Origin of the sequence: Flavobacterium sp. N502540 (assembly GCF_025947365.1) — a bacterium.
Lineage (GTDB): Bacteria > Bacteroidota > Bacteroidia > Flavobacteriales > Flavobacteriaceae > Flavobacterium.
This window is the reverse complement of sequence record NZ_CP110012.1, coordinates 106,769-124,822: the sequence shown is the minus strand read 5'-3', so window position 1 is coordinate 124,822 and position 18,054 is coordinate 106,769. Positions and strand designations below refer to the sequence as shown.

The following is an 18,054-nucleotide window of genomic DNA, read 5'->3' as shown; positions in this document are numbered from 1 at the left end:
AACAGGTTAGTTTTAGGAATTAAGCGGTAAACGAAAGCCAAATACTGGGAGCGCTCCCTGCATAAAGTCTAAGTCTTCAGATCTTTTGAAACCCAATTTTTCATACATTTCCCAGGCCGTTTTCATGGCTAAAGTCGAATGAATGATCAATTGAGTGCGTTTGTTATCAGCCGCTTTTTTGATGCATTCCTGCGTTAGAAGCTTACCAACCCCTTTTCCGCGGGCAGTTGGCGCAACTCCCAGTAATCGAAACCCGGCTGAGTTTTGTTCCTGAGTAGCGATTCCGCCTGAACCGTAGTTTTTCATGTCGTTAAAATAGACCACAGCACCAAGAATTGTATTGTTTTCGTCAGCGGCAACTAAAAGCTCGGTTTGCGGTTGATGGGTAAAATCACCAATATTCGCAAGCATTTTATAATAGTTGGGCTGCTCATTTTCTTTAGGAAAACCTTCTAATTGGGAATAAACACTAATGAGTAATTTTCCAATTTCTTCAAATTCGGAAGGGAGGGCATTGCGCAGGGTATAAGCTGAAGGAATCATTTTTATTTTATTAATTGAAGAATGCGGGTTATTTTATGCCTTTCCACCATTGTTGGAATTGCTGTTTTTCATTTTTTAGTTCCACTAATTCTCCAATCATCGGAGTAATCAACGGAACTGGGTTTTCCGATAAATTATTTAATTCAGTGACTTTGTTTAATGGTTCGTCCCAGGAATGAGGTGCCAATGAAAACTTAGAAGAATGCACCGGAAATACTCTTTTGGCATTCAGATCTTTCATAGCTTTGATCACATCTTCGGGTAAATTATGAATGTATTTCCAAGCGGGGTTGTATTGGCCGTTGTCGATAAGAGCGATGTCAAAAGGACCAAATTGAGTGCCAATCTGTTTAAAGTGGGTGTCATAGCCACTATCGCCGCCCAGATACATTTTAAAATCTTTGGTTTCTAATACAAACGACGTCCATAGCGTGTTGCATCGTTTAAAACTTCTACCCGAAAAATGCCTTGAAGGAGTAGTATAAAGCGTTAAATTCTGATCAAGTTCTATTTTTTCAAACCAGTCTTTTTCAATGATATTTTCAGTTGGAAATCCCCAAAATTCAAAGTGAGAGCCTACCCCAAGAGAACAGATTACGTGTTTGGTTTTAGGTTTCAATTGTAAAATGGTTTCGTAATCGAGATGGTCGTAATGATCGTGCGTGATCAGTAAATAATCAATTTCCGGAAGATCATCAACCGTGTAAATATCAGTTCCTTTGAATGCTTTTGTGGTACCGGGAATCGGGGAGGCATTGCCGCTGAAAACAGGGTCAATCAAAAAGCGTTTCCCTTCAAGCTGGATGAAATACGAAGAGTGCCCAAACCAGATCAGCACCTCTTTTTCGGGAGAAAGTTCCAGTAAATTGGTTTTGATGGATGGGATTACGTCAGATGGAGTCTTTCTGTCTACTTTTTTAAGGAGAAAATCATACAATACTCGTGGATAGCCGTAACCTTCAGCCAATTCCGGTGTATGGTTTTGATTTTCGAATTTGCCATTTTTAAATTGAGGTGATTTTTGAATCCATGTCAATCTTTCTCCTGAAGGTGCTTTACCAAACTTTGGATGCTGTAAAAAGAAGTAAAGTGTAATGCCTAAAACCAGAATTACAATTAGAAAAGGTGTAATCATTTTTATTGAGGGGGATATAGTTCTTGTAAGTGCTCAACTGACACGGAAATCATTTTTTTTAGAATTTCGAGGTCAATATCGCTTAATTTCTTGACATAAATACAGCCTTTTTCGGCTTTGTGTTTTCCAAATTCGGAGAGTAGCTCCTCTCTTTTTTCAGGTGATGCGTAAAGATAAAGTGAAATTGCGGCTTTTCTTGGTGAAAACGCCACCAATGGGGCATCGCCTTCGCGGCCGCTGGCATATTTGTAATGATAACTGCCGAAACCTATGATACTTGGTCCCCACATTTTGGCTTCAAAACCCGTTTGTTCCTGCATCAGCCTGACCAGTTCAAAAGCATCATTTTTTTTGGTTGTATCTTCGACAGCATTGATAAAATCGGTAACACTGTTTTCTGTTTCTATCGTTTTATTTTGTGCCATTTTTTACAGATTTAAGACATTACTTTTGATCTTTAGATTTTTGAATGTGAATTGGGAAGAATAAAGTTTTTTAGAACATCCCATTTTCGTTAATCATTTCGGCAGGAATGGATTGCCCTAAATCCCAAAATTCTATAATTTTATCCAATTCAAAACGAAGGATATGCACGACAGCAAAACCAATGTCAGCAGGACTCTGTTTCAGGTGCGAATGTACGGCGACCAGATCTTTATCTTCCAGAATATGATGAATAGTTAAAGTTTTATTGGGGTTTTTTCGGGTTGATTCTTCCATGGCCAGCATCAGTGTTTCGGCATCTCCTTTAAAATAAGCATTGTGATGTTTGAAATTCTCGCCGACATGTAGACGAAAAGCTTCGTGTGAATGTCCGTTTGCGGCGAGTTTTAAAAAGTCGCGGGCGATTTCTTTCTTAGTCATGATATTTAAGTTTAATGAGCTAACTAAGTTATGAAATTAATTGTTCTAAACGGGCTTAAGTGTTTAATTTTAAGACACTATAAAGTCTACGATGGCTTGAGAATGTATTTTTGTAGTGTCAAAAACAGGAACAGAAAAATCGGACTGACTTAGCAATAGCGGAATTTCGGTACATCCGAAAATGATACCTTCGGCACCTTGTAAGACAAGCTCATTTGCAATTTGGATATAATTTTGTCTCGAATCGAGATTGATAATTCCTCTTCCGAGTTCTTCTTTTAGAACATATTGTATGTAGTCTCGCGTTTCCTGTTTTTCGGGTATCAGGACATTCAGCCCAAAACTTTTAAGACGATCTTTGTAAAAATCCATTTCCATCGAAAAGGAAGTTCCTATAAGTCCAACGGTTGTGATGTTTTCTTTTACAATGACTTTTGCGGTCTCCGTTCCGATATGAATTAAGGGTAGTCCAATTTCATGTTCGATTTCGCTGGCAAACATATGTGCGGTGTTTGCACACAAAACGACAGCATCAACACCGCTGTTTTTTAAACTTAAGCAGGCATTTAATAAGAGTTCATAGGAATGAGCCCATGTTTTTTCCTGCACATCACCAAAGTTTAGCGAATAAATCAGGCATTCAGCAAATTGAAGGCCGTCTAATTTTTTATTTACTCCTTCGTTAATAAATTTGTAGTAATTTATGGTAGAAACCCAGCTGATTCCGCCCACAAGCCCAATTTTCTTCATTGTTTTATAAAGCGGAGTTTTACGATTTAGAATCTTTTTTTGCAAACAATTTTACAGCCAGATAAGCCGTCGGTATATAGGCAAAGAAAAGGTCTGTGATGGTAAACCAAACTGGTGAAGGCAATGAGCACACATTTACAATTCCCCCAAGTAAAAAGAAAGCACCAATAACCAGTCCTAGTTTTGTTTTATTACTGATTGCAATTAAAACAGTTGTTCCCGCACCTGCAAACGTACCTATTGCGTGGGCCAGAAAGGGAAAAAGAAAATGTTTGGGTTCAAACAAATGCATAGTCGCTTTTAGTCCTTCCATAGTTGTGACATCAGCACCATTGGGAGGTGGAATGACAGAACTGCTCATTAATATGATAGCCATATTGACAATGCTTCCAACAAAAAGACCAAGTATAACTGCTAATGTATTTCTTAAAATAGGATTCATAATCATCGTTTTAGTAAAACGAATTTATGAAAATTATAGTTGGTATTGCAATTAAATGATGCTTTCGGGTTTGTTTTTTATTCTTTTTCAGAAAGTTTTTTTTCGTTTTCTGTTTGTGGTTTTCCAGTTGCGTTTGGTTCTCCTTTTCCGGTTGTAATTAGTTTAAGCAAACTATTTCCGATATAATTGGTCCAGGCGCCTCTGCAAATTTCAAAACATTCATATTCCGGTACCAAACCCACGTGGGTAAAACGAAGTTCGGTTTTGCCGTCTTTTTCCGAAATTTCAAAAGTAGGATGAGTTCCCGTCCATTCCGTTTTATCTTCTGTAAACTTGAAGTAATTTTTTTCCACTAACCAGACTATTTTCTGATTCGGAATTACGTCTATGATTTTTACTTTACAACGATGGATATCTTCGTAATGATAGTCAAATTCATCGTTTAGTTTCGCACTATTGCCTTCAATTTCTTCCGACCACCAACCGCGAACATTCGTAACGGCATCAAAAACTTCCTGTGGAGACTCGTCTACGATTATAACTGTGGTAAAATTTGCAGCACTCATTGGGTAAGGTTTTAAAAGTTATAATACAAATTTAGGATTTAATTATCAATGTGTTAGGGGCGTGAAGAGACAAAGTTGAGGGGTGAATCAGACAATTAGATAATTAGACAATTAGATTGTTGGATAATTAGATTGTTGGATTGTTGGATTGTTGAGTTTTCGGCTTGCATCTTACATTTTATAAATCACATTTCATATCCCAAAGCGAGAGCAGTTCAGGAGCGCCTTAGGTCTACTCAATTCTTTTGACCACATTGTCGAGATCATTCACTACAAGTTTCAGAATGATTTTATGGTGTGGGAAATATTTTTGTATATCGTTTCTTAATACAACAAAAGGCTCAACGGTCGACGGGTCGTCTTTAACCGATTCGTTGCATGAAATAGAGATTTCGTAGCTGTTATTGATTTTTTCTAAGTAAACATACTTGGTTATGGCATCATCAAAAAAGGTTGTTTTTTGAAGGGCCTCAGCAATTTTATCGGCTTCGTTTTCATTAATATTGCTTTGATAGGCAATTTCATGATTCATAATGCCATATTTTTTAGTTGACTCTGTGAGGCCTCCGTTTGCTGTTTCGGTTAAAAAGGCAATACTGAATATTCCGCCAAGAAGAACCGAAATGCCAATAACCGAAATGAGAATGATTCTCGGCCAGGCAAAATGTTCGCCGCCATTTTCGAGGTGTTTGCTAATTTGTTTTTCCTGATATTCTTTGGTGAAATAAGTGGCAATTGCCATATAAATTAAAGGGAAAACGATATTTGGGATCTTAGCACTGATGTGTTCCGGAATTAAGAATATCAGGGCAAAGATAAAAATAGTTGCAAGTATGGTTATAATCCAGGTTCTTTTAGCTTTGCCGAAATCACCAAAAACCTTAAAATTCTCCGCTAAAAAATACCCCGCAACCAAAGGTCCTCCTAAGAAAGTGCCAACGCGGATTGCGTTGTCGGTATAGATTTTTTCGGTTGGTACTTCTTCAAAAACTGATTTTTCAATTGCTGTTTCTTCCATAATAGAGTTTTTGGGTATTTGTCTTTTTTAATTTGGTTTTGATAGGGTAAAAATAGGAATTACAAAGAGAATCTTGTTTACTTGAAAAGTCTTTTATACTTTATATTCGGGTATTGTTTATCGTATGAGTTTCTATTTTTATTTCATCAGATGTATTTTTGCAGTTTGCTGCGGACTGTTCTTTTTAAATTGTAACAGGCTGTTTTTTTGATGAACAAAAATACAGATTTAATCCCGAAAGAAAAGAAGCAGAACAATTTTTAATAGTAAGCTAAATTGCGAAATAGCTTCTGTAAAATGATAATATTCCTGGTGATTTTAGAAAAGGGATTAAGTTAATTGTTATTTTTAACCAACCATCTAAAACCAAATTATTTATGAAGAAAATATTCTTTGTAGCAGTTCTGCTGTTAACCATTTCTTTTTCTGCCTTTGCACAATTAAAAGCACCTTCAGAATTTATTCCGAATTACGGAAAACAAATTAGTTATTACCATCAGGTCGAAGAGTATTTTAAATATCTGACGGAACAATCGCAATCGATCAAAAAACAAAAATATGGCGCAACCAACGAACAGCGGGATCTGAATGTTTATTATATTTCGACTCCCGAAAACTTGGCAAATCTGGAACAAATCCGAAACAATAATTTGGCCGCCATTGGATTATCAGATAAAAAAACGAGTGGAGTTGAAAATAAAATTATTGTCTGGCTGAGTTTTAATGTTCATGGAAATGAGTTTGCCGGAACCGAAAGTGCATTAACCGTGGCCTACGAACTTTTGAATCCTTCAAATGAAGCCACAAAACAATGGCTCAAAAATACCATTGTAATTTTGGATCCGTGTATCAATCCCGACGGTTATTCCCGATATGGAAACTGGCTGAGAGAAATCTCAGGAAAAAAAACACATCCGGGTTTGTATGACAGAGAGCATATGGAAGTCTGGCCGGGCGGAAGATACAATCATTATCTTTTTGATTTGAATCGCGACTGGGCCTGGCAGACACAAATTGAATCACAGCAACGCATTAAATTGTACAATCAATGGATGCCACAGGTACATACCGATGTGCATGAAATGAGTTACAATTCACCTTATTTTTTCCCACCGGCGGCAGAGCCTCTGCATGAATTTATTGAACAATATCAAAAGGATTTTTATACAGTTTTAGGTAAAAATATCTCGCAGAAGTTTGACAAGGAAAACTGGATGTACAACACCAGAGAACGATTTGATTTGTTTTATCCGAGTTACGGAGATACCTATCCAACCTATAATGGAGCCGTAGGTCTTACGCTGGAAAAAGGCGGAATAGGTGCAGGACGTGAAGTAACCATGGAAAACGGCTCTAATGTTACCATAAAAGATCGTTTGACACAGCATGCAGCTGCAGTTTTGACTGTGGTAGAAAGCGCCGCTTCACAAAAAGAAGTATTGCTGAAAGGTTTTAGAGATTTTCATATCAATGCCCGTAAAAAAGCAAAAGGGGTTTACAATACGTATGTTTTGAAAAGTAATCCTAAACTGGAACAGCTGGTGGAGTTGCTTCAAAAGAATGATGTTGAATTTAGTTATGCGGAGGCGCCCGGAAGTGCCTCCGGATTTCATTACCAAACCAAGAAGAATGAGAGTTTTAAAATTGAGCCTAATGATTTGATTATTAAAGCAGATCAGCCAAGATCGGTTTTAACACAGGTATTGTTTGAACCCAATCAGAAATTAAATGACAGTTTATCGTATGACATTACTGCCTGGGCACTTCCTTTAGCTTATGGTGTTGACGGTTATGCGGTCAAAAATAGTGTTCAGATTAAAACAAAGAATAAAATAGAGTCTGCAGAAAAAAACATTCCGGAATCCGTTTATGCCTTTTATGTTCCGTGGAATAATAGAACGTCGGCACAAGTTGTTTCTTTGCTGCATCAGGCGGGAATTAAAGTTCGTTCGGCCATGAAAAAAGCAGTTTTCGGAACTGTTACGATCGAGCCGGGGGGATTAATTATCAGCAGAGCCGATAACCCAAAAATTACAGATTTTGAAAAGACAGTCAGCAATATTATCAAAGTCAAAACCGATTTTAGTTTTATCAGTACAGGATTTTCGACTAATTCTAAAGATATCGGAGGGGAGAATTTTACGTTGCTTAAAGCGCCAAAAATACTAATGTTGTCCGGAAAAGGAGTAGTTTCAACCGAGTTTGGAGCGACATGGTTTTATCTGGATGAAACCGTTGCTTATCCGGTGAGTATTGTAGAAACGGCAAATTTAAACAGAGTTAAATTGTACAACTATAATACTTTGATTCTTTCAGACGGTAGCTATGACCTGGCGGAAGATCAAAAAAAACAAATCGATGAATGGGTGAAAAATGGCGGAAAAGTTATTGCCATGGCCAATGCAATTTCATTGTTTCAGGACCGTGACGGGTATGCTTTGAGTTTGTTTGCAAGTAAAGAAGATAAAGAAAAATCAGAAAAAGAAGAGAAAGAGATCGAACTTAAAAAGCGTTTTCTGGACTTTGAAGGTTCTGAGCGAAGAGAAATCTCGGGTTCGATTCCCGGTGCAATAATCGAAAATAAACTCGACAAAACCTATCCAATGGCTTTCGGCTTGGGGAATACGTATTTCAGTCTTAAAAGTAACGAAAGATCATTTTCATTACTAAAAAAGGCAATCAATGTGGCGTACATTCCGAAAGATTATTTAAGCTATGGATTTGTAGGTAATGATATTAGAAAAAAACTGAACGAAACCGTAAGTTTTGCTGTAGACAAAAGAGGGGATGGAACCGTAATTTATATGATGGATAATCCGCTTTTCAGAGGTTTTTGGGAAAATGGAATTTTGTTATTCAGCAATGCTCTTTTCCTGGTTCGTTAAAAAACTAAAAGCTTTATTTCCGCTCTTCAAATCTTTTTGAAGAGCGGATTTTTTTTTGATGGATGTCGAAAAAATGTCAAGCAGATATTTTCTTTCTCGTTTTATTTTATACTCTCTGTCAATTCAAACAAAATATAACCTCCATGTTCTGATTGTCCTCTTTCGGTGGCAAAAAAGCCTTTTTTGAGATAGAAAGCGACGGCTTTGGAGTTGTTTTCTAAACATTTTAATCGGATGGGCAGTTTTGTTTTTTGGATTGCCGCTTTCAATAATTCGGTTCCTATGCCTTCATCCTGATGCTGTTCGTCAACATACAAATGGTGAACGAAATAATTCTTCATCCAGATCGAAATAAACCCAATTGGAACTTCATGCTGTCTTGCAACCAAAATCAGTTCTCCTCTGGTATCGCGGTCAAAATCTTTTAGTTGAAATTCAGAAGGGTCAAGCCATGAAAAAGTACGCCGTCTTTCGTTTAAGAATAAAGTTCTTAAAGGCTCGTAGTCGCTTTTTCGGAAGGCTGTTATTTCCATCGTAATTTTGGAGTTAAATGGTGTTGCTAAATTTCTATTTCAGTCCTGAAAGCAGCAACGGCATCGCCTTTTATCTGAATCAATTGTGGGGTATTATCGGCAATTGTAACTTTAACCTGTATGACTCCCAATCGATCTATTTTTTCTCCTTGTCTTCCGTTAAACTGAAATTCAGTACCATTAAAAGCAACAATTTTGTTTTGAATCAAATAGCCGCCCAAAGGTCCGTTTGCGTTTCCGGTAACCGGATCTTCGTTTATGCCAATTCCGGGGGCAAACATACGACCATAGGTCAAAATAGTTTTATCATCCGAATCAAAGGTAAAAACAAAATAACCATTGCAGTTGATCTCTTTACTTATGCTGGCCAGAGCAGTATAGTTAGGCGTTAAAGCGTTTAGTTTTGTTCTGCTTTTGATGCCGATCATTACTTTAGAATGTCCTGTAGAAGCAATTTGAATGGGGCACCTTTCATCGATTTCCCATTTTTCAAGGCCTAAGGCAGTTACCATTTTTTGCGCGATCGTTTCATTAAAAGGGGCACTAAGTTCAAAACTTCCCTGCGTCATTACAATCTGGTAATCGTCATTTTTTCGGATGATTTCAAATGGGAGAATACCAATTTTGGTTTTGTATCTTAAAATACAGGGGTCTAACTTTTCTTCGATGGCTTTTGCATACATTGCTGCAATTGTAGCGTGTCCGCAAATCGGAACTTCAGTATTTGGGGTAAAGTAGCGTATAATGCCATCACAGTCAGGGCCATCAGGAGCGAAAAGAAATGCCGTTTCGGAGTTGTTTAATTCCCTGGCAATTTGTTGCATCTCGTAGTCACTCATTCCGTCTGCATTTACGACAACTCCTGCCGGATTTCCTTTGAATTTTTCTTTTGTAAAAGAATCAATTTGATAAGTTATGCGTTTTTTCATTTTAGTTTAAGGAGTAAATTGTCTTTCTTCTTTCTTCTTTCTTCTTTCTTCTTTCTTCTTTGCTCTTTGCTCTTTACTCTTTACTCTTTCTTCAATAATTCTATTCTATTCTTACTGTGGTTTGTTTTTTATCGACTTTTCTCATCCAGTACACAATATAGAATCCGCCAATTGTTCCGGGGATAAACCAACCATAAAAACTAGGGAAAAACTCATTTACAACCACAAAAGCGGTGGTGGCGGAGATATAACCGCCAAGCATTTTTCCTAAATGTAATTTTAGCCACACACTTTTTAGTCTGGTTTTCTTTTTAAAAAGCATTAAATCCCTGCTTGAAAAAATCAGTCCAACGAGGCCAAAAGCGGTTAAAACAATATTGATGGATTGATTTACTAACGGATTGTAGAGGATCATTACAAGCCCCGTAGCGAGCATAATTCCCGAAATGATTTTATCGTTTTTAAGGTTTACATCGCTTTTTTTAAAGCGCAAAGCCCTGTAGCCGGTTAGTACAAAATAGGAACTAAAAATTCCGATTGAAAATAAAAAGGGACTTTGATGTTTGGGCAGTACCGAAATAATCATGGCGCTTATGGCCGACAGAAGCATGGTGTAATAAAAGAGCTTTCCCAGTTTTTTATGCGTGTTTTTTCCTTTTTGAGAGAGTAGCGATATAAATCCCGAAACAAGTGCCATACCGCCAAACAGAGCATGAAAATAGATGAGTATTTGTATTAGTTGTTCTTTCTCCATTAAAAAATTAAAGAGTTTTTAGGATTGCTTTTTAGTTCAAAGATTGAATATAATACTTTTTTAAATTATTTCAGACGTATTAACACTCCTTTACGCTTGACAATGTTTTTATAGTCCCACTGAATTTCTCTTGCTTTTTGAAGCCAGCGCTTTATATCTGATGGAATAATTTGATCGGTTGAGGTATAGCGAAATTCTGCAGCCTTGAAAGAGCCTTCATTGCTAAGTTGTTCTTCATCAAAAGACTGACCGCTCCAAAACAATAACCGAACATCATTTTTTAGTTTGCTGTAGCCCACAATAGGATTACCTTCTAAAAACCAAACCGGATGTGCGTGCCAGATTTTATTCTCCGCATCCGTCAGATTTTCGTCGATTAAAGCAGCCAGCCGATTGCAGATTTCCCTATCAGTGCTGCTTTGTGCATTGTTATAATCTTGTACCGCTGTATTCATGATGATAAGAGGTTTTAAGTTTTATCGATGTAATGAGCTAAAATACATTTTTTTAAATTTGGTTCAGGAGCCTAAATGAATATGTTGATTAAAAGTAGTCGAAAAGTGATTTACAAACTCTTTGGTGTATTGTCCGGTAGGATCGAGATCAGGATCTAAAATGGTAATTTCAAGTCCGGTTAACAAATTGCTCTGAAAAAGCATTGAAGTTAGTTCATTAAATTCGGCATAAGTAAGCCCGCCGGGAGTTCTGCTGTCGACGCAAGGCATTATGGTGTCATTTAAAACATCGACATCAATATGCAGCCAGAAACCATCGAGATTTTTATTTTCTATTTCCGAAAGAAATAATTGTACGCTTTTCAAAATACCTTGTTTTCTCAAGTGATCCAAACTAAGATAGGTGGCAGATGAATTGCGAATTTCATTTTCATACTCGTCGTCATATTCACGGTTTCCCACACACCAGAGATTTTCTTCTTTGATATTTTAGTTTTCTTGAATTTTTTATTTGTCATATAATTATATGACAAATATAAGTTATTTTTCCGGTCTGTCAACTTTTAGTATGACAGTTTTGTAAGCAAATTGTATGACATTTGATTAATGACACGAGATATATTAAAAAAGAAAATTGGTCAAAGGATTGTCGAACTTCGAGAAAAAAGAGGTTGGAGTCAATCTGACTTGGCAAGGGCTTGTAGTAAAGACCGCCAAGCCATTGAAAAACTTGAAAACGGAAAAGTTAATCCGACGATTTACACTTTGCTTGAAATTGCAAATGTTTTAGGAATTTCTTTGTCAAAGTTACTTGACTTTTAATTATTCCTTTTGATAAAACATACGCTACCGTAATTTTTCGTTATTAGGTGTTGCAAATGATTTGTGTCATTCCGACCGGAGGGAGGAATCACATCCTAAATTCGACAAAGATTGGAGATTCTAGCAACGGAGTTTCTAGTGCGATTTCTCCCTCCGGTCGAAATGACAAAAAAACAACAACCTATTTTCATAGGTTGGATTTACTATTTTTTTTATTAATCAGTTATCAATAAACGAGTTACTCTCTTATTCCAATTTTTTAATAAGCTGAATCGAACCTTCCTGTAGGGCTTTATAATAATCGCCTTTTTTTAGTTCCGGAATTACATAAGTTGCTACGATGTCTTTAATTTCCTGATCACTCATTTTAGGACGTAGTTTATTCATCCCCTGAATTTGAATTTGTCTCAGTTGCTTGCTTAAAACGATTAAAATTGAAGAATCTATTTTTAATTTAGAGACCAGGTATTGTTCAAAATCGGAAGAGTAATCCGTAAGATTAGTGTATGGGGCTATTGACGAGAGGGTCACAATAGTGATTTTAGTTTTAGTTTTACTTTCACCGGTTTTCAAAAAGTCGCTCAAATTCTTGATCTGGCTTGAAGTAAGGATTTTTTCAAAATCATTTACATAATTAGTAGATTTTTCAAAAGTGTCCTGTATTTCGGCTTTGGTTTGTGCAATAACCATTGGAGGTAAAAGAAAAGAGAATGCAAAAACGAGCATTATTTTTTTCATGGCAGATTTGTTTTGGGTGCCGCGAAATTAATGCTTTATTATTAAAAACTACTCTTTAAATTGTTATGGTAAAAAAATAGGCAAAGAATTATTATTTCGAGTGAAAGGAGAAATCGCACAATCCCAAAGTTTCGGGACGCCAAGTAAAGGCTCAATCTTTGCCGATCTATAAGTGCGATTTGCTTCTTCTATTTGCTATCGCTCGAAATGGCAGAGACAGTACAAAAAAATCCGACTTGTTTTCACAAATCGGATTTTAGGTGCTGTTTATTGCAATAAAGGAATTAAATGTTCCCAGTTCAATTGTTTTGCAAAGTCAAGGGCGGTCTTGCCATTGCTGGTCTTAGCTTTTGTGTCTGCTCCCGATTCCAGTAAAACTTCAACAGAGGTTTTATTTCCTGCAATGGTTTCGCGATGTAAAAAAGTATAACCAAGCTCATCTGTCGCGCTAAGTTCTTCGGGATTATTTTTGACAAAATCAATAAGGCTTTCTTTCATGTTTTTGCTCATTGGGTGTTCTACAAGATTTTCCGGTTTTTCTTTTTGATCTGAAACAACCTGAATATCGTTGTAATCTCCAAACTCTAAGCCCCAGGCATCGTCGTGTTCTTTTCTTTCCTCTTCACTCATTTCTGAACGCATCGCGTGTATTGTAAAGGCTCCGTAGGTTTTGCCCTGAACTGCATATAGCCAATCGCTTATTTGATTTGCCGGAATTTGTACTTCGTCGCCATTAGTAACATTGGTTAAATCGTTAGGTTGATTTACTAAGATGCCATAAATGGTTTCACCGTTAAAATTGATATCATTAATCCACATATGCTCTACTACAGTCTCACCGTCTATTTCTTGCATAAAAGCCAGTTTTACGCAGGCAACGTCCAGTCCCGGAATTATTCGGCGGTATTCCCATGATAATTCTCTCCAAAAATATTTAAAGGTTTCCTGTGCTTTTTGATACGCTTCGATCATTTTTGGATTTTCTCCGTCAGCAAAGAAGGTAGGTGTGTTTTCCATCATATATTATTTTATAGCTTTTAAAGAATTTTAAGAAAATTTAAAACGAATAAAAAACCGATTTGTTTTGCAAATCGGTTTTTTTTATCATCAAAAAAGTCAATTTAGAAATTCACATCGTCTGCAATGTTTCCACCTTGTTCTGCAGCAAATTTAGCAGCATACTCTTTTTGTTTTTCTTGTTGGTAATTGAAGAACTCGTTAATGTCTTCAGAGTTCCAGTTTTGATTTTGCTCGGTCATCCATTGCATAGCAACAGATTGGAAATCGGCTAAATTAATTCCGAAGTTTTCCAGAATCCACTGAGCACCATCAATTCCGTATTCGTAAGCCGCCTGTCTGGCTCCGGCAAGTTCTTCGTAGAAGTAACGATCCGTTCTGATTCTTTCAAGATTAGCAGCTCCCTCTTCCGAAGTTTCGGCTTTCAGATTCTCTAATTGTGGTACGGTTACATTTTCGGCATAATATTGGCCAAATAAAGTAGTAACAGTAAACGAAGTATCTTCACCCATACGCTGTGGCCAGATAGTATTTAGTTCTTCCCAAACTGCGGGTTCAAATCCCATCGCTTTGCACACTTCAAGATAATCTATTCCGGCGCTTATTTTAAGACACATTGCAGTATAAGTTCTTAAATCTACTCCATGTACTGGCTCTAGAAAAGGATTATTGTCCTCTACTTTTACAAATCCTGAAACCTGAACTCCACTGTATTTTAAAGAATTAGCATGTTCAAAACGAATCATTTGGTCTGAATCGCAGTTGTTCCATTCCGTATATACTTCTCTTCTGTAATTAAAGTAGATATTTTGAACGTCTTTTTCGTCAAGATTTTCTCCACTTGAACGTTCGTCTGTGATCCATGCTTCAGCTCTTTCCGCTACTTCATTGTCGAAATCCTCAACAGAATAATGTGTGCCGTGTAAAGTTTCGGGATCATATTCTGTTTCCTGATAGTTATCTTCATAATTATTTTCATAATTATTGCTTGAAGTTTGGGCTTCATAATTTTGATTTTCCTGTTTGTTGTCTCCGGTTAAGGCTCCAAAAAGTTTTTTAAACATTTTTCAGTTTGTTTAGGGGTTAATAAATTATAGATATTGCAATTGGTTTTGATACATTTTTTCGTTGTGTTCTTTCAAATCGGGAGTGATTTTATTCCATTCGTCGTACATGGCGCGCAAATAAATTTGATGCAGTTTTGGGGCATTTTTAATCACAAACTGTCTTTGTTCTTCAAGTTCCTCCATTTTTGCCAAAATTTGACTTAGTACTTTTTTATCGGATTCGTGAATTTTACTAAGACTTAATTCATGACGCTTATGGTATAATTCACGCTCTTTGTTATTTTCGATTTCAAAAGCTTCGTACAGATGCGCTGTTCTTTGCTCTGCCAGACCTCTGGCGATATTTTGCAGATTTCTGGCCTGTGTGCTGGGAGCAAACGTATTTTGGGTATTGCAGTACGGACACTGAATATAAGTTTCGATTAAAAAGATTTTTTCGATCTCAATATTCCCTCCGCATTGTGTGCAGTTGAATTTATTTTTGATTGCTTCAAATTCGTCCAGTATTTTTTGGTACTCAATTTCAAGATCACGCTCCTGTGTTTTTTCGATTTGTTTTCTCCAATATTCGTAGTGATCTTCAAAATCATTATAACGATCTGAACAGACGCTTCTGAAATCTGATACTAAATTGTGATGTTTGCTTAAAACAGAAATCTGGGAATTGTAATGATTGTAAACATCGATAATTTTTTCTTCATAAGTATCTCTCGCTTTTTCTCTGATATTTGATAATTGACCATTTACACCGGAATATACTCTGTGAAAAGCTCTTTTGTATAAATCATCATCACTTTGAAGAATCTCTTTCAATTCCGGAATTGCAGCAGTTGCAAATTCTTCCAGTTTGGCTTCCAGTTTTTCTAAAAAGTTAAACCATCTTTCCTGTGATTGCTGAAGCTCCGAATGCCATTCCGGAAGAGCTTCGTCTTTTTGTTTATTAAATAATCCGAACATTACTTTATAGGTTTAAATTGAATTGTCTTCTTTTTTAAGGTAAACGCCATCTGTGAGATTTACGCTCAGGAACTCAAATCCGCAGTAGGCACAATGTGTTAATCCGTCTTGTTTGGCTCTTCCTGCGCCACAATTTGGACAGTCTTTGGCATTCATTTTGGCTTCAGTCATTTCAGTTTCTCCGCCATAATTCGTTTGTTTTTGTGCATTTTCTTTAAGCCTGCTCAAAAATGAATTTATTTTTTTCTCTTCCATTACAACTGACTTAATAATTCTGTTTTCTTCGATTTAAATTCCTCTTCATCAATTAAACCGGCATCAAACAAAGATTTTAGTTTTTGAAGTTTTGAGGTCAGATCGTCTTTTATTTCTTCTTTTGAAGTCTCTTTATTCTGCTGTAGTTGATTTAAAAGAATCCCCATGCTTAAGGCATTTTGGGTTGCCTCGTGAAGTGCCGTTCCTTTATCGCCGATGGCAGTTGCAGTATTGAATTTGGTAAATTTATCCATATCGGTTACCATATTCATGTTGGTGATTTTGTCGTAATGTGCTGTTACTTCTTCCGGTAAGGTTACGCTGGTAATAACGAACTGAGTCAGCTCAATTCCGAATTGCTCGAAATAAGGTTTAAGATAAGGCTCTATTTTTTTGCCCAATTGCGTTATGTTTCCGGCAACATCCGTAACAGTTATGTTTTCGTTTGCTAAAACTTCACCAAATTTTGGAGCGACAAAATCCCGTAATTGATTTTGCAGTTCAAAAATGGTCAGCTGTCTGTAAGTTCCGGCATATTGGCGAAAGAATTTGGCAACATCTGCAATTTTAATATCAAAACTTCCAAAAGCACGTATCCTGATTTGTCCAAATTGAGGATCGTTTAGAAGAATTGGGGCAGGAGTTCCCCATTTGTTATTGATAAACTGATGCGTATTGAAAAAATAAACATCGACTTTAAACGGACTTTCAAAACCGTATTTCCAGCCTTTGAGCTTGCTTAGGACGGGAATATTTTCTGTAGACAAAGTATGAAGTCCGGGTAAATAAACATCCGCAAGCTGACCTTCGTTTAAAAGCATGACTTGCTGACTCTCGCGGACGGTTAGTTTTGCGCCGTTTTTGATTTCTTTGTCTTCATCAGCGAATTTCCACATTAGTAAATTAGGATCACTGGTAGCAGCTTCTATTATTTCTATGAAAGGTAATGTCATGAATCTCTTATTTATAAGTAATAAAAATAAGAATTATAAGACGACTACAATGTTTTTTTGTGTCAAGTTTTTAACAATTTTTCGTTTGTTAAATTTTATGACTCTGTATTGTTATCTCGACTGAAAGATGAAATCATGCAAGAAATCACGTATAGTAAAGTCCGGATCTTTGCTGATATACGATTGCGATTTGCTTCTCCTATTCATTATCGCCCGAGTCTCCCTTCGACCAAAAGGACAACGAATAGACGGAGCAAATCTGATCTACTTTCGCAAATCGGATTTTATAAAGTTTAACTTAATTTCCATTTTGTTAGAATTTCTAAAAAATCATTTTGCATACTTTCAAAATCATAAATGATTTTTTTCTTCTTAAGTTTTTCAATTGTTGTATTTAAAGAAATCAAAATATGTTCGGCTATAGCCTGTTTTTGTTTGATACAACTCAAATCACTTAATTCTTTTTCGAAATTTATTTCATTTACTATCTTCCCTTTTTGAGAATTAAAATTACCATATTCATATCGATTTCTTAGGAAATACCCGTTGCTTTCAATTTCTTGTTTTGAAAATATTTTGAGTAGTTCCGGATAAAAATCTTTTTGTTTTAATTTCAAACTTTCATCAGCGATAATATAATTTGTTTTACACGAATTATTGTCATAATAGCTATAAGAACATGAAAATACTATTTGATTAATGGTTGTACCATATTTTTCAGGTTTCATTTTTAAATCTAATTCCGGCTGAAGCTCTTTATCTATACTCTCAATGATTGATTTAGAATTTTCATAGCAATTACTAATTGACCGTGTAATCAAAATAGGATTTTTAGGAATCCAGTTTCGTTGATTGGCTAAAGTCAAATCTTGTATATCTTCTTGAATATTATATTCATTTAAAATGGTCTTTTTTTCAGATAACATTGGGCTTTCAAAATAAGAAGTTCTGCCTTTTTCCATTGTAAAGCCATCTTTTCTTTTAGACCATATTGCATCCACAAATCTTGGTTCACGAAATTTGTTTATGAAAAAGGTTTCTGGATTTCCATTAAAAAACATTCCTTTTACAGCTTGTAATGGTTCATGTTTTCCCCATCCAATTATGGCAAGGCTTTCACAAATTTTTACTGCATTGTTCCAATCACTTGCATTTTTGTATTCTGCAAATTTTAAAAACTCATTAATTAATTCTTCTCTTAATAATTTTTGGTCTTGTTTTTCTAGATATTCTTTGAGTTCTTGAAGAGTGTCTAAATTGTAAATTGAATTCATAAATAAATGTGTGTTTTATAAAACAGTAAGGTTTTTATTAAAAGTATAAAATCAGTTATTAAGATTAAGGAATTCATTTTCATAAAAAATCCGATTT

22 protein-coding genes are annotated in these 18,054 nt (G+C 36.0%); 2 read left to right on the top strand and 20 right to left on the bottom strand.

All coding sequences use genetic code 11. The features are described 5' to 3' along the window. Positions 1 to 12: 12 nt before the first annotated feature. The 8 genes from OLM58_RS00570 to OLM58_RS00535 all read right to left on the bottom strand — a co-directional run bounded on the left by OLM58_RS00570 (position 13) and on the right by OLM58_RS00535 (position 5,318). Entirely contained in the window at positions 13 to 543 is a 531-nt protein-coding gene (locus OLM58_RS00570; protein ID WP_264530767.1) for a GNAT family N-acetyltransferase, read from the bottom strand. 28 nt (positions 544 to 571) lie between these two features. Next, positions 572 to 1,678: an MBL fold metallo-hydrolase gene (locus tag OLM58_RS00565; protein WP_264530766.1), complete on the bottom strand. Its 1,107-nt coding sequence runs from the start codon at positions 1,676 to 1,678 to the stop codon at positions 572 to 574. Positions 1,679 to 1,680: 2 nt separating this feature from the next. Next, positions 1,681 to 2,103, bottom strand: a complete 423-nt coding sequence (locus OLM58_RS00560) for a DUF1801 domain-containing protein (protein WP_264530765.1) — start codon at positions 2,101 to 2,103, stop codon at positions 1,681 to 1,683. A gap of 70 nt (positions 2,104 to 2,173) precedes the next feature. Further along, complete coding sequence (locus OLM58_RS00555) at positions 2,174 to 2,542, bottom strand: ester cyclase (protein ID WP_264530764.1); 369 nt, start codon at positions 2,540 to 2,542, stop codon at positions 2,174 to 2,176. A 69-nt stretch (positions 2,543 to 2,611) separates the two neighbouring features. Next, a complete protein-coding gene (locus OLM58_RS00550) occupies positions 2,612 to 3,292 on the bottom strand; it encodes an aspartate/glutamate racemase family protein (RefSeq protein ID WP_264530763.1) in 681 nt (226 codons plus the stop codon). 19 nt (positions 3,293 to 3,311) lie between these two features. Then, a complete protein-coding gene (locus tag OLM58_RS00545) occupies positions 3,312 to 3,734 on the bottom strand; it encodes a hypothetical protein (RefSeq protein WP_017496042.1) in 423 nt (140 codons plus the stop codon). Between the two features lie 77 nt (positions 3,735 to 3,811). After that, the gene (locus tag OLM58_RS00540; RefSeq protein ID WP_264530762.1) at positions 3,812 to 4,300 is read right to left on the bottom strand and encodes an SRPBCC family protein; all 489 of its coding nucleotides are present in this window, start codon (positions 4,298 to 4,300) and stop codon (positions 3,812 to 3,814) included. A 232-nt stretch (positions 4,301 to 4,532) separates the two neighbouring features. Then, on the bottom strand, positions 4,533 to 5,318 hold the full coding sequence (locus tag OLM58_RS00535) for a hypothetical protein (RefSeq protein ID WP_264530761.1): 786 nt from the start codon (positions 5,316 to 5,318) through the stop codon (positions 4,533 to 4,535). A gap of 377 nt (positions 5,319 to 5,695) precedes the next feature. Between OLM58_RS00535 and OLM58_RS00530 the strand changes: the two genes are divergently transcribed. Then, positions 5,696 to 8,203 carry a M14 family zinc carboxypeptidase gene (locus OLM58_RS00530; RefSeq protein ID WP_264530760.1) on the top strand — a complete coding sequence of 836 codons (2,508 nt, stop codon included), beginning with the start codon at positions 5,696 to 5,698 and terminating at the stop codon, positions 8,201 to 8,203. A gap of 101 nt (positions 8,204 to 8,304) precedes the next feature. On the opposite strand, the gene OLM58_RS00525 is transcribed toward OLM58_RS00530, so the two are convergent. The 5 genes from OLM58_RS00525 to OLM58_RS00505 all read right to left on the bottom strand — a co-directional run bounded on the left by OLM58_RS00525 (position 8,305) and on the right by OLM58_RS00505 (position 11,336). Next, positions 8,305 to 8,736 (bottom strand): GNAT family N-acetyltransferase, encoded by a 432-nt coding sequence (locus tag OLM58_RS00525; RefSeq protein WP_264530759.1) that lies wholly within the window; start codon positions 8,734 to 8,736, stop codon positions 8,305 to 8,307. A gap of 26 nt (positions 8,737 to 8,762) precedes the next feature. After that, a complete protein-coding gene (locus OLM58_RS00520) occupies positions 8,763 to 9,665 on the bottom strand; it encodes a PhzF family isomerase (RefSeq protein WP_264530758.1) in 903 nt (300 codons plus the stop codon). Between the two features lie 100 nt (positions 9,666 to 9,765). Beyond that, positions 9,766 to 10,419, bottom strand: a complete 654-nt coding sequence (locus OLM58_RS00515; protein WP_264530757.1) for a DUF2306 domain-containing protein — start codon at positions 10,417 to 10,419, stop codon at positions 9,766 to 9,768. Positions 10,420 to 10,484: 65 nt separating this feature from the next. After that, positions 10,485 to 10,874 carry a DUF1801 domain-containing protein gene (locus OLM58_RS00510; protein ID WP_264530756.1) on the bottom strand — a complete coding sequence of 130 codons (390 nt, stop codon included), beginning with the start codon at positions 10,872 to 10,874 and terminating at the stop codon, positions 10,485 to 10,487. Positions 10,875 to 10,937: 63 nt separating this feature from the next. Further along, the gene (locus OLM58_RS00505) at positions 10,938 to 11,336 is read right to left on the bottom strand and encodes an arginase family protein (RefSeq protein WP_264530755.1); all 399 of its coding nucleotides are present in this window, start codon (positions 11,334 to 11,336) and stop codon (positions 10,938 to 10,940) included. Positions 11,337 to 11,480: 144 nt separating this feature from the next. Between OLM58_RS00505 and OLM58_RS00500 the strand changes: the two genes are divergently transcribed. Continuing rightward, entirely contained in the window at positions 11,481 to 11,696 is a 216-nt protein-coding gene (locus OLM58_RS00500) for a helix-turn-helix domain-containing protein (RefSeq protein WP_173964979.1), read from the top strand. A 246-nt stretch (positions 11,697 to 11,942) separates the two neighbouring features. Here the strand turns inward: OLM58_RS00500 and OLM58_RS00495 are convergent, their stop codons facing one another. The 7 genes from OLM58_RS00495 to OLM58_RS00465 all read right to left on the bottom strand — a co-directional run bounded on the left by OLM58_RS00495 (position 11,943) and on the right by OLM58_RS00465 (position 17,957). Continuing rightward, entirely contained in the window at positions 11,943 to 12,434 is a 492-nt protein-coding gene (locus OLM58_RS00495) for a TPM domain-containing protein (protein ID WP_264530754.1), read from the bottom strand. 267 nt (positions 12,435 to 12,701) lie between these two features. Next, positions 12,702 to 13,454 (bottom strand): DUF2314 domain-containing protein, encoded by a 753-nt coding sequence (locus OLM58_RS00490; protein ID WP_264530753.1) that lies wholly within the window; start codon positions 13,452 to 13,454, stop codon positions 12,702 to 12,704. A 101-nt stretch (positions 13,455 to 13,555) separates the two neighbouring features. Next, complete coding sequence (locus OLM58_RS00485; protein ID WP_264530752.1) at positions 13,556 to 14,515, bottom strand: DUF6620 family protein; 960 nt, start codon at positions 14,513 to 14,515, stop codon at positions 13,556 to 13,558. A 27-nt stretch (positions 14,516 to 14,542) separates the two neighbouring features. Further along, positions 14,543 to 15,475, bottom strand: a complete 933-nt coding sequence (locus OLM58_RS00480; protein WP_264530751.1) for a hypothetical protein — start codon at positions 15,473 to 15,475, stop codon at positions 14,543 to 14,545. Positions 15,476 to 15,487: 12 nt separating this feature from the next. Beyond that, positions 15,488 to 15,730 (bottom strand): hypothetical protein, encoded by a 243-nt coding sequence (locus tag OLM58_RS00475; protein WP_264530750.1) that lies wholly within the window; start codon positions 15,728 to 15,730, stop codon positions 15,488 to 15,490. Further along, complete coding sequence (locus OLM58_RS00470) at positions 15,730 to 16,683, bottom strand: SPFH domain-containing protein (protein ID WP_264530749.1); 954 nt, start codon at positions 16,681 to 16,683, stop codon at positions 15,730 to 15,732. The genes OLM58_RS00475 and OLM58_RS00470 overlap by 1 nt, the downstream gene beginning before the upstream one ends. A 293-nt stretch (positions 16,684 to 16,976) precedes the next feature. Next, positions 16,977 to 17,957 carry a hypothetical protein gene (locus OLM58_RS00465; RefSeq protein ID WP_264530748.1) on the bottom strand — a complete coding sequence of 327 codons (981 nt, stop codon included), beginning with the start codon at positions 17,955 to 17,957 and terminating at the stop codon, positions 16,977 to 16,979. Between the last annotated feature and the right edge of the window lie 97 nt (positions 17,958 to 18,054).

Bases quoted from the DNA above. Each gene is read 5' to 3' on its own strand.
- OLM58_RS00565 (WP_264530766.1), bottom strand. From the start codon at position 1,678: ATGATTACACCTTTTCTAATTGTAATTCTGGTTTTAGGCATTACACTT.
- OLM58_RS00495 (WP_264530754.1), bottom strand. From the start codon at position 12,434: ATGAAAAAAATAATGCTCGTTTTTGCATTCTCTTTTCTTTTACCTCCA.
- OLM58_RS00545 (WP_017496042.1), bottom strand. From the start codon at position 3,734: ATGAATCCTATTTTAAGAAATACATTAGCAGTTATACTTGGTCTTTTT.
- OLM58_RS00535 (WP_264530761.1), bottom strand. From the start codon at position 5,318: ATGGAAGAAACAGCAATTGAAAAATCAGTTTTTGAAGAAGTACCAACC.
- OLM58_RS00570 (WP_264530767.1), bottom strand. From the start codon at position 543: ATGATTCCTTCAGCTTATACCCTGCGCAATGCCCTCCCTTCCGAATTT.
- OLM58_RS00485 (WP_264530752.1), bottom strand. From the start codon at position 14,515: ATGTTTAAAAAACTTTTTGGAGCCTTAACCGGAGACAACAAACAGGAA.
- OLM58_RS00480 (WP_264530751.1), bottom strand. From the start codon at position 15,475: ATGTTCGGATTATTTAATAAACAAAAAGACGAAGCTCTTCCGGAATGG.
- OLM58_RS00490 (WP_264530753.1), bottom strand. From the start codon at position 13,454: ATGATGGAAAACACACCTACCTTCTTTGCTGACGGAGAAAATCCAAAA.
- OLM58_RS00525 (WP_264530759.1), bottom strand. From the start codon at position 8,736: ATGGAAATAACAGCCTTCCGAAAAAGCGACTACGAGCCTTTAAGAACT.
- OLM58_RS00465 (WP_264530748.1), bottom strand. From the start codon at position 17,957: ATGAATTCAATTTACAATTTAGACACTCTTCAAGAACTCAAAGAATAT.
- OLM58_RS00475 (WP_264530750.1), bottom strand. From the start codon at position 15,730: ATGGAAGAGAAAAAAATAAATTCATTTTTGAGCAGGCTTAAAGAAAAT.
- OLM58_RS00550 (WP_264530763.1), bottom strand. From the start codon at position 3,292: ATGAAGAAAATTGGGCTTGTGGGCGGAATCAGCTGGGTTTCTACCATA.
- OLM58_RS00470 (WP_264530749.1), bottom strand. From the start codon at position 16,683: ATGACATTACCTTTCATAGAAATAATAGAAGCTGCTACCAGTGATCCT.
- OLM58_RS00540 (WP_264530762.1), bottom strand. From the start codon at position 4,300: ATGAGTGCTGCAAATTTTACCACAGTTATAATCGTAGACGAGTCTCCA.
- OLM58_RS00510 (WP_264530756.1), bottom strand. From the start codon at position 10,874: ATGAATACAGCGGTACAAGATTATAACAATGCACAAAGCAGCACTGAT.
- OLM58_RS00500 (WP_173964979.1), top strand. From the start codon at position 11,481: ATGACACGAGATATATTAAAAAAGAAAATTGGTCAAAGGATTGTCGAA.
- OLM58_RS00560 (WP_264530765.1), bottom strand. From the start codon at position 2,103: ATGGCACAAAATAAAACGATAGAAACAGAAAACAGTGTTACCGATTTT.
- OLM58_RS00520 (WP_264530758.1), bottom strand. From the start codon at position 9,665: ATGAAAAAACGCATAACTTATCAAATTGATTCTTTTACAAAAGAAAAA.
- OLM58_RS00515 (WP_264530757.1), bottom strand. From the start codon at position 10,419: ATGGAGAAAGAACAACTAATACAAATACTCATCTATTTTCATGCTCTG.
- OLM58_RS00555 (WP_264530764.1), bottom strand. From the start codon at position 2,542: ATGACTAAGAAAGAAATCGCCCGCGACTTTTTAAAACTCGCCGCAAAC.
- OLM58_RS00530 (WP_264530760.1), top strand. From the start codon at position 5,696: ATGAAGAAAATATTCTTTGTAGCAGTTCTGCTGTTAACCATTTCTTTT.